This is a genomic window from Streptosporangium sp. NPDC006013, assembly GCF_040614275.1.
Classification (GTDB): domain Bacteria; phylum Actinomycetota; class Actinomycetes; order Streptosporangiales; family Streptosporangiaceae; genus Streptosporangium.
In genome coordinates, this window is record NZ_JBEXUE010000308.1 from 1 (window position 1) to 12199 (window position 12199).

Here is a 12199-nt window from a genome sequence, read left to right on the forward strand (position 1 = left end):
CGAGGCATTACCGCGAACTCGGTGGCGCCCGGCATCATCGACACGGACGTCAACGCAAGCTGGCTACGCGGCCACGGAAGCCACCGCCTCCGGCCCCGCCCTTTCACCGCGTGCGACACCGCCCCGTCCAGCGATGATCACCCGAGATACCGGTAAGCCGCATATGAGGCTGTAGCCGGGGTTCCTTTCCGATCCCCCGCCATATCGGTGGATCTACCCCATCCGAGCGCGCATGCCGTGCGCTAGGGTCGGGCTCGGTCCCGCTCCTTCGAGCCGCTGGATGGGTGCATGAGCTCCTTCGTTGTTGCCCTTGACGTCGGTGGAACGTCGATGAAGGGCGGCCTCGTCACCAGGTCCGGCGAGATCATCCACACCGACCGCCGCGCGACTCCACGGGATAGGGGCCCCGCCGCCGTCGTCGCGACGATCCGGTCGTTCATCGACAACCTCGCCACCGCGGGCGACGGCACCCCCGCGGGCGTCGGACTCGCCGTGCCCGGCCTGGTCACCGCCGATGCGGCCCTCTACTCCGCCAACATCGGCTGGAGGGACGTCCCCGCGGCGGATTTCGTCCCGCTCGACGTCCCCGTCATGCTCGGCCACGACGTCCGCACCGGCGGCCTCGCGGAGAGTGTCCTGGGTGCCGGTCGCGAGCTCTCCGACTTCCTGTTCCTGCCCATCGGCACCGGCATCGCGGGCGCCGTGATCCTGCACGGCGAGCCGTACGGCGGGAGCGCCGGCTGGGGCGGCGAGATCGGCCACATCCCGGTCTTCCCGGAGGGCGAGCCGTGTGCCTGTGGCCAGATCGGCTGCCTGGAGACCTACGCCTCCGCCTCCGCCGTAGCCCGCCGCTACTCCGCTCGCGCCACCTCATCCGCCGCCCCCGCCTCGCCTGACACCGTCCCCATCGCCTCAGCCGCCACCACCGCCTCGCCCACTGCCTCGTCGCCCGCCATTGCCGCTCACCCTGCCACTTCGCCCGCCCCAGCCTCGCCCGTCACCGTCTCCACCGCCTTGCCCGCTCCCGTCACCGCCGAGCAGGTCGCAGCCCTGACCGCCTCCGGAGATCCCCTCGCCATGGAGATCTGGGGCGAAGCGGTCGAGGCGCTCTCCCTGGCCCTGGCCACCTACACGCTCCTGCTGGACCCCTCGGCCATCGTCCTCGGCGGCGGCCTCGCCGAGGCGGGCCCCCTCCTCTCCGTCCCCTTGGCCGAGCGCCTTGGCAAACGCCTCGCCTTCCGCGACGCACCACCTCTGCGCCAGGCTGCCCTCGGCATGTCAGCCGGCATGCTCGGCGCAGCCCTCCTCGGCTGGCGCGCCGCCGGCTTCGCCGACGCGGGGGCCAACTGGTCTCCCGATGTGCTGAAATCCCCCCGGGTGGCGTAAGGTGTTGTCCCGTCTGTCCAACGGGATTACCCCGGGCGCTTAGCTCAGCGGTAGAGCGCTCGCCTTACAAGCGAGATGTCACTGGTTCGAACCCAGTAGTGCCCACCAGCCAAAACGCCCCGTATCCGATCTTCGGAACGGGGCGTGAGTGACTAACTGGGTGACTAACTCCCGAAGATGTCGTCCATCGCCTCCGCGCCCTGCATGAGCACCGGCCGGATCTGCTTCCGATAGACCGTCTCCGTGACCACCGTGTTCCGATGGCCGACCAGGCGTGAGATGTCCTCGATCGGGACGCCCGAGTCCGAGAGCAGCGAGACGAAGCTGTGCCGCATCTCGCGGGGAGTCCAGTCGGTGCCACGGAGCCCCGCCTTCTCAATGATCTTCCGTACGTCGCGACGTACGATGCCCGCGCTCATGGCGGCCCCTAAGATCGATTTGTCTGGAGTGAGTCGCTCTGGATGCCCAGGGCGATGGGGTGATGTACCCCGACTCCACCGAACTCGGGGTACATCAGCGACTCCACGAAAGCCGGGGTACATCAAGGTCTCCATCAAAGCCGGGGCGATTCAGAGAGCGACCTTCTTGTTGTCTGCGTGTCTGAGCCTTGTATGCCACTGGCAAATTGGCTATAAGCGGACAAGGCGCCGATGTGGTGGTTCTCGCATGCCCTGGGAGGTCCGCGGACGGCCCTTTCCCCCGCCGCGCACCGGCGTCCAGGTCCGCCGCCGTGGCGTCAGGAGACCGTCACCGAAGTGAAGCGGGTCTCGAAACCCTCGCCCCTGGGGGCCGCGCACATGACGCCCGCGAGTACCGGGACCTCCGGAGGGAAGTAGGCGAAGCGGAGCATGGTGACCGGCGCCGCGCCGTTGAGCCCGTACCTCACGGTCACGGCGTCACCCTTGCGCTCCAGCTCCAATGTCACCGACTCCACCGGCTCGGACACCGTGAGCATCGACCAGTCGGAGAAGTCCCTGGTCACCACGGCGCTTAGGTTGATCTTCCTGTCGACGTACTCGACGCCCGCCTTGATCCAGTTCCTCTCGTCGATCCGGAGCATGGCACCGGCCTGGTCGTACCGGTCGGCGTAGGAGGCCTGGAAGGTCGTGGTCACCCGCAGGTCGCCCGGCAGCGTCCTGCCGAAGATGTGGGCGGTGTCGTATATGTACCCGTAGTGGGTGACCCGCCACAGATCGGTGCGCGCCTCGGCGGTGATCCGGAGGTCCTCACCCGCCGCCCACTTCGCGGGCTCGTTGATCCACTGCCACTCACTGAAATCCTGGACCGTCACGTGGTCATTTTACCGCTCGCCTCTGAGAGATCCACTGCCACTCAGCGAGGTGATTTCAGCGAATTTCACGTCAGGTAGCCATGTTCGAAATGGGTGAGAACAAGCGCAGCTTTGACGAGGTCTCCGATTCTGCTGGGGCTGGCGGTAATGTGCTGGAGGGAGCGCCAGCATTGCGTGAGCAGGGCGAAGCCGCGTTCTCCCAGGCAGCGCAGGGCGCGCAAGAGCGCGTTGCGGGTGCCGGCGTGGGTACGGGAAAGCGGGTTTGTGCCTGGTATGGCTCGTGCCTGGCCAAGGCTCACGCCGAGGCTGGCGAAGCGGCGGCGGCCGTGCAGGTGAGCCTGCCCATGGTGGCCGATGCCGTCGAGCTGAACCGGCACGCGGCCAAGGAACTCGTCGACGTCGCGACACTGCTAACGCGGTGTAAGGTCCCCCAAGCCGCCGACTTGAAGGAAGCTCTCATGGCAGGCCGTACAGATCACTGATCAGTCCGGAACGATTTCGGCTCCCAGGAAATCCGTTTCATGGGGGTTCCAGTCGGCGAAGGCGATACCCGTGATCCTGGTTGCGAGTGCGAACGCGCAGGCGACCGGCCCGGACACGGCGACGGAGAGGGGCATCGCCCGCAGGGCGTCCACCCTGGCCCGCAGCCGAGGCGGCAGGACCCGTACCACCTTGGTGAGCGCGCGCAGCGACGCCTCTTGCATGCCGGCGATCCCGCTCTGTGCCGCGTCGCCGATGCCCACCGCGAGGGCCACCGCCTCCTCGTCGTCCAGCAGCAGCGGCGGCAGGATGGCACCGGGCGCGAGCTGGTAGCCGCCGTCGGTGCCCCGGGCCGCGCCGACCGGGTAGCCGAGCTCGCGCAGCCGGTCAACATCACGGCGCAGCGTCCGCTCGGAGACCCCGAGCCGCTCGGCCAATTCCAGGCCGGGCCAGTGGCGGTGGGTCTGCAGCAGCGAGAGCAGTCTGAGGGTCCGTGAGCTGGTGTTCGCCATACCGCCATCCTCGCCCGCCTTCCGGTCAAAAAGTGACCGGAAGCCTCTTTAGAGTCGATCTCGAAGGCCGTACCGACATAAGGACCAAGAAATGATCACCCGTGAGATCCAGCTGGCCGCGCAGATCGTCGGCGCACCGGCACTCGACAACTTCACCGTCGCCACGACCGAGGTGGACGGCGAGGTTCTGGTGCACACTGACCAGGTAGGGCTCGCCGCGACCTATCTGGAGTTGATGCGCGCGGACTGCACCATCCCGGTACCGGCCTGGCAGCCGGGCCAGCGGGTGGGCGTGGCCGCCATCGGCACCGTCATCCGGTCCGACAGCCCCGAGCTCGCGGTTGGCGACCTGGTCCAGTCGATGACCGGCTGGAGCGAGTACTCGGCGGGCCCAGCCGCCCAGTACATCAAGCTTGATCCCATCGCGGACCCCGGCTACTACCTCGGTCAGGGGCCGACCGCCTACTACGGGATGGCCGATGTGGCGGCCGTCGGCGAGGGCGACGTGGTGTTCGTCTCCGGCGCGGCGGGCGGGGTCGGCTCGCTGGCCGGGCAGATCGCCAAGTGCCTGGGCGCGGCGCGGGTGATCGGCAGCGCCGGCAGCCCGGCCAAGGTCGACTATCTGGTGAACGAGCTCGGCTACCACGCCGCCTTCGACTATCACGACGGCTCGGCGGCCGACCGGCTCCGAGAGCTCGCGCCCGAGGGCATTTCGGTGTTCTTCGACGTCGTGGGCGGCGAGCAGTATCAGGCCGCGCTGCAGACGGCCAGGCCCGGCGCCCGCTTCGCGCTGTGCGGCTCACTGTCCAGCCAGCTCGGCGATGCGGCGGAGCGTTTCCCCAAGCCCGATCACGCCGCGGCCCAGGCCCGGGGCATCGAGCTGCTGCCGTTCTCCTGCTACCACACCCCCGACCAGATCGCCGCCTGGCGGGAACACTTCAGCACCTGGCTGGGCGAGGGCCGCTTCGTCTACCCGCAGACGGTCGTCAAGGGCGGGATCGAGGACGTGCCGCAGGCGTTCTTGTCCCTGCTCCAGGGGTCCTACTGGGGCAATGTCTCGGTGCGGCTGTCGTGACAACCCTCTCGAGCAGGGCCCTGAACCGAGCCCTGCTGGGCCGCCAGTTCCTGCTGGCCCGCACCGATCACACCCCGCTGGAGGTGATCGGGCGCCTGGTCGCGCTGCAGGCGCAAGAGCCCAACTGGCCCTACGTCGGGCTGTGGAGCAGGATCCACGGCTTCACCCACTCCCAGCTCACCAGACTGCTGCAGGATCGGAAGGTGGTCCGCTCCGGCCTGCTCCGCAGCACCCAGCACCTCGCCGCGGCCGACGACTTCCGCCGGCTGCGGCCGCTGCTGCAGCCTGTGCTCGACCGCACCGCCCGCTCGGCGTACTTTGCCCGCAACAGCGCGGGCCTGGACACCGCCTCGCTGGTCGCCACCGGGCTTGAACTGCTGGCGGGCGGAACGACACCGCGAAAGGAGCTGGCCCGACGGCTGGCCGAACGCCACCCAGGCCGCGACGGGCGCATCCTCGCCGGAGAGGTTGAGCTCAGAGCCCCCCTCATCCACAGCCCGGCCACCGGCACATGGGGCTCCTGGGGCACCCGGTCGGCCGTCTCCGTCACGCCCGCCGAGACCTGGCTCGGCCAGCCCATGGCCCCGGCGACCGCCAAGGACCTGATCCGCCGCTATCTGGCAGCGTTCGGCCCAGCCGGGACCATGGACGTACAGGCCTGGTCCGGGCTGACCCGCCTCGGCGAGATCGTCTCCGACATGCGCGCCGAACTGCGTCACTACCGCGACCCCGACGGCAGGGAACTGATCGACCTGGCCAACGCGGAACTGCCCGATCCCGACACGCCCGCGCCCGTGCGACTGCTGCCCGCCTTCGACAACGCCCTGCTCGGCCACGCCGACCGGACCCGCATCATCAGTCACGAGGACCGAAAGCGCGTGATGCCCGGCCAGGCACAGGTACGGCCCACCTTCCTCGTGGGCGGCCACGTGCACGGAAGCTGGTCCCTCGAAGGCGACACCCTGCGCCTCACTCCGTTCCGCCCGCTGTCCGCGATCGATCGGGCGGCCTTGGAGCAGGAGACGGAGCGCCTGCTGCCGTTCGTGGGAGGCGAGAATGTGTCCTACGGCAGCCCGATCGCGATCAGGTCGTCCTGAGCATCCACCCCGGCATCGACCGCTGGACCCAAGCCAGGCAAGGTAAGCACGGGTCAACAGAGCACAAGCTGCGGCGTCATCGCAATCGCCCGAAGGAGTTCCCAAACTCCACGTTGGCGGTCTCGCGGCCAACGCAGGGCAACGTGACCAGGTCCTCCGGCGTCGGGTACTTCGCGAATAACGAAGGCATCAGCGCGGATAGGTGGGGACTTACGGGCGTCGCCTCGGGTGGCTGTCCCAGCGGTGGGTTGTCCAGGATCGTCGGATGAGGCTGCGGACGGTGATGATCGCGTCCGCGAAGTTGAAGAAGGCGTCGATCACGATGGCGCGGCGTTCGTAGCAGCGGGCGAGGCGGCAGAAGGCATTCTGCCAGGCGTGGGTGCGCTCGACGTGCCAGCGCCGGCTTTCCCGAATCGGGGCCTTCTCGCCCTTGTGGGCTATCCGGCCGCGCAGGCCGCGCTCATTGAGCAGGGCGCAGGTCTTGTTCGATCGGCAACCACACCTTGCGCTCCTCGTCGAACGCGACGACATGAGACCACAGGAGCGCGCGGAGTTCCTCCGTACGGGCACCGATCAGCAGCGAGAGCACCACGTATGCGCGGGGTGGCCTGCTCCGCCAGGGCAATGATGGAACTGGCCTCTGCGAGCGTGAGTGCCTTGGAGGTACGGCCCTTGCACCCATCCGGGATCTCACAGAGATCGACGACGTTCCGCTTCACCTTGTTGCGGAGCTGCTGGGCGAGTTCGGTGACGTCGTCGGCGTCGATTGTCCGGTAGAGGCCATTATTTATCTCTTCGTTGGTGAGGTGTCGGCCATTCCGGGTTGCCCACAAACGGCCCGCAGAACTACACCAAATGCACCATCCGGGAAATGCTGCCTGGAGGTCTTCCAGAATCACGGGTGTTGACATGGAGTAAGCGTCATTCCATTTGAGTGACGAACCCACCGCGTTCCAGAGACGTCCAGGACGTTTCAAAGTTAGAGTCGAAAACGTCCTTGACGTCCTCACTCCCGAGGTGCACCGTGGCCAACGTCCCCTTACGCCGCGCCATGCTCGATGCGAAGCTGAGCAACCAGAATCTGGCGGATCGCTGCGAAGTGGATGTTAAGACGGTGGAACGCTGGTTACAGGATGAGGCGCGAGTTCCGCACCTCCGGCACCAGTTGGCCGCCGCTGAGGCATTAGGAGTTGATACGTCCGTGTTGTGGCCAGAGGCTATCCGTAACACCGTGAAGACCGGTCCGGATCGAGAGGTTCTGACCGTTTACCCCTACCGGTCGGCGTGCCCCAAGTCGATCTGGCGCAACCTGATCAGCTCAGCCCGCAACGAGATCGTCTTCGCCGGGTACACCAACTACTTCCTGTGGCTGGAACACCCCAACCTCGCCAAGGTCCTCAAGCGCAAGGCCGAGCAGGGGTGCAGGATCCGATTCCTGATCGGCGACCCGGACAGCGAGGTCACCCGCCGCCGCGAAGAGGTGGAGAATGTCCCGCTGACCGTCTCCACCCGCATCCGGATCACCCTCTCGGAGATCGAGCAGGTTCGAAACGTACCCGGCATCGAGGCGAGGTTCGGAGACGAGCACATCGCCATGAGCGTCTTCCGTTTCGACTCCGAGATGCTCGTGACCCCGCACCTGGCCAAGCTCGTCGGCCACGACTCGCCCATGATGCACCTGCGCCGCTACCAGGACGACGGCCTGTTCGACCGATTCGGCTACCACGCCTCCGAGCTGTGGAGTAACGGGCGAGACGTCTGGGCGGGGGAGCCGCGAAAGCCTGCGGAGAGCGCGAGTTCTGGGTGACGAGCCAGACGGCAACCATCCTGAAAACGGTAGGTCATATGGGTGGGGCCGTGGATGAGAACGACTTTAGGCTGATCTCTTCTCCGCTTTCTGAACCGTGAGTGGAAGTCCGGCTTTCCGGCGCACTGTGCTTATCGGGAACCGTGGATAGGATTCGCGTGGATCATGAGATGCCTTGGTCGACCCTGGTTGGAGTTGCCATGACGTTGAAAGAGCGGTCCCCGAGGAGTTCGACCGGCGTACCGGGTCTCCCTTTGATCGGCTCGCTGGCGGTCATCGGCCTCCTGCTCCTGTATCAGGCGAGCTTTCCTGGTATCGGCCCTCTTTGGGTACTGCCCGCGCTCCTTGCCTTCTTCGTGCTCGGCGTGGTCTGGTTCGTTCGCCTCGCCGTAGCGCTCTTCAACCCGGCGAGCAGATCGAGTGTCGGGCGGAACCTGTCGCGCTGGGCGGCACCACCGCTCATCGGGATCCTGGTGCTTGCGCTGCCCGCCGTAGGAGAACTGAAGAAGTCCAGGTTCGCTCTGTCCGCAGAGAGTTTCGAGACAGTCGCACGGTCGGCGGTGGCGGGAAGTGCCGACTGGAAGACGGGCCCGGGAACGTTGGGGCTGTTCGATGTTTCCTGGGCCGCGCGGCATGGGAACACGGTGCGCTTCGCGCTGGCCGGTGGGGGAGATGGCATCCATCAGCAGGGCGTCATATGGAGCCTGCACGGGGAGCCACCGTTGCCGGAAGAAGCGGGGTACGAGCCCGACGTCGAGCACTACTACGGCCCCTGGTACCTATGGCGCGAGAACTTCTGATTATGTCACGGTTTGGTGTCGATTGTGCGGTGCTGGCCTGGCTGTATCACGAAGAGTGACAGTTTTTGGCGGCTCGGCCGGAGTCTCGTGTCCTCGTCGTTCGTCCACTTGGGGATGCCTTTCACGCTCCCGAACCGGTGTTCGATAAACCCTGATTGTTACTAAACGTCGATCTTGACCGCAGGTGCGTTTCTCTGGCTTGATCAGGGCGCTTTGCTTTTTCCTCATCCCCTCACGAGCGGAGATCTATGTGCGCCCGTTACCCATGGCACGTTCTCGCGCCGCATCACTGGTTGCTCGGCTCGCGCGCCGGTCAGTAAGCCTTGCCGCGGCCTTTGCCATGGCGGCCGGACTCCTCGTCGCCCTGACTCCAGTTGCCTCGGCCTCTGACTCCATGACGGACCTCGGTGTGGACTGGTCCTCCAGGCCCGGTGACCTGGTCGTCGGCAATGGAAAGGTCTTTGTCTCCAACGGAGACCGGATCATCGTCGCGAACACCGACGGTGAGCTTGTGGACGAGATCACCGGACTGTCCGACGCCTACGGTTTGGCGATGGCGCCGGACGGAGCTCACCTCTACGCCGCGCTGATCGGTCCGAAGCAGGTGCTCGAGATCGACACTGCCACTCTGGCGATCACTCGCCGGATCGACCTTGACGCCTACCCCTGCCCGACAAACCTGGCGCAGTCCGGTGACTGGCTGTGGGTGGGGTATGGCTGCCTCCTCACCTATGGCGGTGGCGTCCTGGGCCTCGATCTGTCGGAGCAGGAACCAGAGCCGATCGCAGTCGCATCCGACTTCCATGACGCTCCGCTGGTCGCGGCTGGCGGGAGCACGCTGGCAGTCGGTGAAACCGGGAGCAGCCCCTCGGACCTGTTCGTCTATGACGTGAGCGGAACCCCCACGCTGCGTGGCGAGATCGACGGCCACACGTACGACACATCCAGCCCGGTCGAACTCGTCGTCACCCCAGACGGATCGAACGTGCTCTCGGCATCCGCTTTTCCACACCATTTCGAGAGATGGGACGCCACCAGCTTGACGAGGGTTCGTTCCTATGGTGAGGAGTCGGCCTCCGTGCGCTTCCCGAGGGCTGTCGCGATCAGCCCGGACGGGGTCCACATAGTGGGTGGGCACGGTGACGGCACCGACATCACGTTGTACGAGGCGACGACGGGAACGAAGATCTATACAGAGGATAATGAGGTCGGCGGTGTGGTCGCGGGCAGCGTCGCGTTTTCTGGTACGGATGTCTTCGCTGTGCTGAGGTCGTCTTACGACCGGCTGCACCTGTGGCGGATCGAAGACATCGCCTTCCCGGCATCCACCCTGACGTTGACGGCTCCGTCCGACCCTGTGACGAATCAACCACTCACTCTGATCGGCCGGCTCGAGTTGCCTGGCGGGGTGACTCCCGGCGCACAGCCGCTCACGGTGACCCGCCGCCTGTCCGATGGGAGCAGCGAGACGCTCGACGGAGTGACGACTGCCGCGGACGGCACTTTCACCGTCACCGACATCCCGACGGTCGGCGGGGAGTTCACCTATGCCGTGCTCTGGGATGGCAACGGGAACTTCCGCTGGAGCAGGGCTTCGGCGACGGCAACGGTCAAATACTCGGTGTCGCTTACTCTGACAGGTCCAGCCAGTGGGTCCGTCCGCACATGGCTGGCGTTCAGCGGAGTGTTCCAGGCCGACGGCCTGAATCCCGCAAACGTCAGGCTCGTGGTGCAGCGGACGGTGACCAACGGTAACGACACTCTCGCCACTACCCTGCCGATAGTGTCCCCTCGTGATGACGGGTCGTACGGCTTCGTCGACAGACCGGTCGAGGGCGGTGAGTACACGTACACCGTTGAGTGGGTCGGAAATGACATGTACGCGCCTGCGGAGACCAGCCACGAAGTGCGCGTCCAGGGACTGAACGGATAGTCGCGCACGCGCACCGGCAATACGGCGAGCGCCGCTCGGCTTCATCTCCGAGCGGCGCCTGACTACAAGGTTTGGGCCGCCCGGCATGCGGATATGCGGTTGAACGGCTTTCTCTATGCTAGGAGTACACCTCGGAGGATCACGACCGTACCCGGGTCGAGCACGGCTTGGATGGCAGTCGATAGGACACGGTAAAGCCATCTCAGGGAGCGGCATCCTGGGTGACTAACTGGGTGACAACGACCCCGGACGGGGCCGGACACCGGTGGACGAGCGGGGACCGTATTCGCAGGTCAAGGCCGATAGTGCCCCTGGTCGAGCACCGGTCTCGATCGCCTTACAAGCGAGATGTCACTGGTTCGAACCCAGTAGTGCCCACCAGCCAAAACGCCCCGTATCCGACCTTCGGAACGGGGCGTGAGTGAATAACTGACGTGGTGCAAGGCCACTATCAGCCAGGACGGATACTTCCCGGCGAAGCGTTCCTCGCTTCTGAGTACGTCACCTCACGCCCGATCCGTAAGGCCATCGCCCGGCTCGTCGGCGAAGGGCTGCTCACCGTCGCCCACGGCCGGGGCACCTTCGCCCGCCCCACCCCTGACCGGCGCCTCATCCTCATGGGCGGCTCAGAGCGCGAAGATCTGCTCAGTCCCACCTACGACCCCGCCAAGCAGGGATGGGAACACGTCACCGTCGCCAGCGAGGCCGAACGCACCGCGGGCGGTGTCACTCCCAACTCGGCACTGTTCATGAGTATCGAGGGCAGCAAAGCCGACGTCCTGGGCGTACACCGAGGCTGCATGGGCGTCTATCGCTACGCCTACTGGCAGCACACCAAGACCCGCGCCCGTATTCACCTGTGCTCGTATGTCCTGGCCGACCTGGTCGCCACCATCACGGGCGAAGGCGCAGACCGGGACATCGAATCCCACGTCGAGCCCGAGGACTACTACGCTCATCTGGAGCGTGAGCACGGCCCCTTGCGCTGGACCACATCCGTCCATGCCCAGATGCCCTACGGCGAGACCTACGAAGACCTCGGCATGGAACCGATCGGCACACCGTTGCTCGTCGTCCGGCGGGTCATGCTCAGCAGCCACGGCCGTCCGCTGGAGTTCACCGAGATCGAACTCCCCGCCGACCGCTTCGAAGTGGCCTCCGCCAGCGACTATGACCGAGGCGAGCCGGGAGGGGGAGCCGCGCTTCGTGTGTAGTGGACTCAGACTTTCTTTACTGGTTGAACGCCTCCGCACAGGTAGGTGGACTCCTCCAGCAGCTGCGGCGTCATCGTGATCCCGGTGAGGCGCTCGGCCAAGAGGAACGCCGGCCCTTCGTGGGGGTCGGCGATCGGGTAGACGGGGGAGTCGATCCGCTCCAGGGTCTCTGCGAGTTCGTCCGGCATCTCCTCTGAGTAGCTTTCATGGTGCCTGAACATGAACTGGATCTTCCCGTCTTCGATCCAGTGGGAATAGCCTTCCTGGTACGCGAACTCGAACCGGATCTTTCCGTCGTCGATCCAGTAGAAGTAGTCCATGCCGTCGACGTCGAGGTAGAAATGGGAGACGAGACGGGTGCCCGCCGACAGCGGCATGACGATCTCTTCGGTGATACCGAGCCCGCCGTAGGCCTCGACGAGGAGTACCCAGTCTCCAACGGCGACGGCACCGAAGGTTTGCCGCCGGATCAGCTCATCAAGCGTCACGCGAGAGCAGTCTTCAACCCCGACGCCGAGCCGGGTCACCAGTTCCTCAGGCGTCAGGCCGCGGACGTAGGTGAAGCAGTAGGCATCCGCCAGCTCGGGGAAGCGCTCGCGGGAGA

General features: G+C 66.0%; 11 protein-coding genes, 2 tRNA genes and 2 pseudogenes. 10 read left to right on the top strand and 5 right to left on the bottom strand.

All coding sequences use genetic code 11. From position 1 onward, the window contains the following. Positions 1-288 precede the first annotated feature (288 nt). Together ABZ260_RS34510 and ABZ260_RS34515 are read left to right on the top strand one after the other, a co-directional pair. On the top strand, positions 289-1386 hold the full coding sequence (locus ABZ260_RS34510; RefSeq protein WP_355626085.1) for an ROK family protein: 1098 nt from the start codon (positions 289-291) through the stop codon (positions 1384-1386). A 33-nt stretch (positions 1387-1419) separates the two neighbouring features. Continuing rightward, positions 1420-1494 (top strand) — tRNA-Val (locus tag ABZ260_RS34515). A 56-nt stretch (positions 1495-1550) separates the two neighbouring features. On the opposite strand, the gene ABZ260_RS34520 is transcribed toward ABZ260_RS34515, so the two are convergent. Further along, entirely contained in the window at positions 1551-1805 is a 255-nt protein-coding gene (locus tag ABZ260_RS34520) for a tyrosine-type recombinase/integrase (RefSeq protein ID WP_355626087.1), read from the bottom strand. 317 nt (positions 1806-2122) lie between these two features. Further along, complete coding sequence (locus ABZ260_RS34525; protein ID WP_355626088.1) at positions 2123-2677, bottom strand: DUF1349 domain-containing protein; 555 nt, start codon at positions 2675-2677, stop codon at positions 2123-2125. Positions 2678-2757: 80 nt separating this feature from the next. Here ABZ260_RS34525 and ABZ260_RS34530 point away from each other — a divergent pair, with 80 nt between their 5' ends. Next, the gene (locus ABZ260_RS34530) at positions 2758-3159 is read left to right on the top strand and encodes a hypothetical protein (protein ID WP_355626090.1); all 402 of its coding nucleotides are present in this window, start codon (positions 2758-2760) and stop codon (positions 3157-3159) included. A gap of 135 nt (positions 3160-3294) precedes the next feature. Here the strand turns inward: ABZ260_RS34530 and ABZ260_RS34535 are convergent. Further along, a pseudogene (locus tag ABZ260_RS34535) lies at positions 3295-3669 on the bottom strand (HTH domain-containing protein); the annotation flags it as partial. Positions 3670-3760: 91 nt separating this feature from the next. Between ABZ260_RS34535 and ABZ260_RS34540 the strand changes: the two are divergent. Further along, positions 3761-4744 carry an NADP-dependent oxidoreductase gene (locus ABZ260_RS34540; protein WP_355626092.1) on the top strand — a complete coding sequence of 328 codons (984 nt, stop codon included), beginning with the start codon at positions 3761-3763 and terminating at the stop codon, positions 4742-4744. Next, positions 4741-5841, top strand: a complete 1101-nt coding sequence (locus ABZ260_RS34545) for a winged helix DNA-binding domain-containing protein (RefSeq protein ID WP_355626094.1) — start codon at positions 4741-4743, stop codon at positions 5839-5841. Before ABZ260_RS34540 ends, ABZ260_RS34545 begins: the two co-directional genes overlap by 4 nt. Positions 5842-6051: 210 nt before the next feature. On the opposite strand, the pseudogene ABZ260_RS34550 reads toward ABZ260_RS34545, so the two are convergent. Continuing rightward, positions 6052-6309, bottom strand: a pseudogene (locus ABZ260_RS34550) (IS5/IS1182 family transposase); the annotation flags it as partial. 763 nt (positions 6310-7072) lie between these two features. Here ABZ260_RS34550 and ABZ260_RS34555 point away from each other — a divergent pair. From ABZ260_RS34555 to ABZ260_RS34575, 5 genes are all read left to right on the top strand, one after another. After that, positions 7073-7648 carry a DUF5919 domain-containing protein gene (locus ABZ260_RS34555; protein WP_355626096.1) on the top strand — a complete coding sequence of 192 codons (576 nt, stop codon included), beginning with the start codon at positions 7073-7075 and terminating at the stop codon, positions 7646-7648. Between the two features lie 254 nt (positions 7649-7902). After that, positions 7903-8448: a hypothetical protein gene (locus tag ABZ260_RS34560; RefSeq protein ID WP_355626098.1), complete on the top strand. Its 546-nt coding sequence runs from the start codon at positions 7903-7905 to the stop codon at positions 8446-8448. 394 nt (positions 8449-8842) lie between these two features. Then, positions 8843-10381 carry a WD40 repeat domain-containing protein gene (locus ABZ260_RS34565; RefSeq protein WP_355626100.1) on the top strand — a complete coding sequence of 513 codons (1539 nt, stop codon included), beginning with the start codon at positions 8843-8845 and terminating at the stop codon, positions 10379-10381. Between the two features lie 304 nt (positions 10382-10685). Further along, positions 10686-10762, top strand: a tRNA-Val gene (locus ABZ260_RS34570). Between the two features lie 56 nt (positions 10763-10818). Next, positions 10819-11595 (top strand): GntR family transcriptional regulator, encoded by a 777-nt coding sequence (locus ABZ260_RS34575; RefSeq protein ID WP_355626102.1) that lies wholly within the window; start codon positions 10819-10821, stop codon positions 11593-11595. Positions 11596-11600: 5 nt separating this feature from the next. On the opposite strand, the gene ABZ260_RS34580 is transcribed toward ABZ260_RS34575, so the two are convergent. Next, positions 11601-12199, bottom strand: a 599-nt coding sequence (locus ABZ260_RS34580; RefSeq protein WP_355626104.1) for a DUF6461 domain-containing protein, incomplete at its 5' end; no start/stop codon positions are given.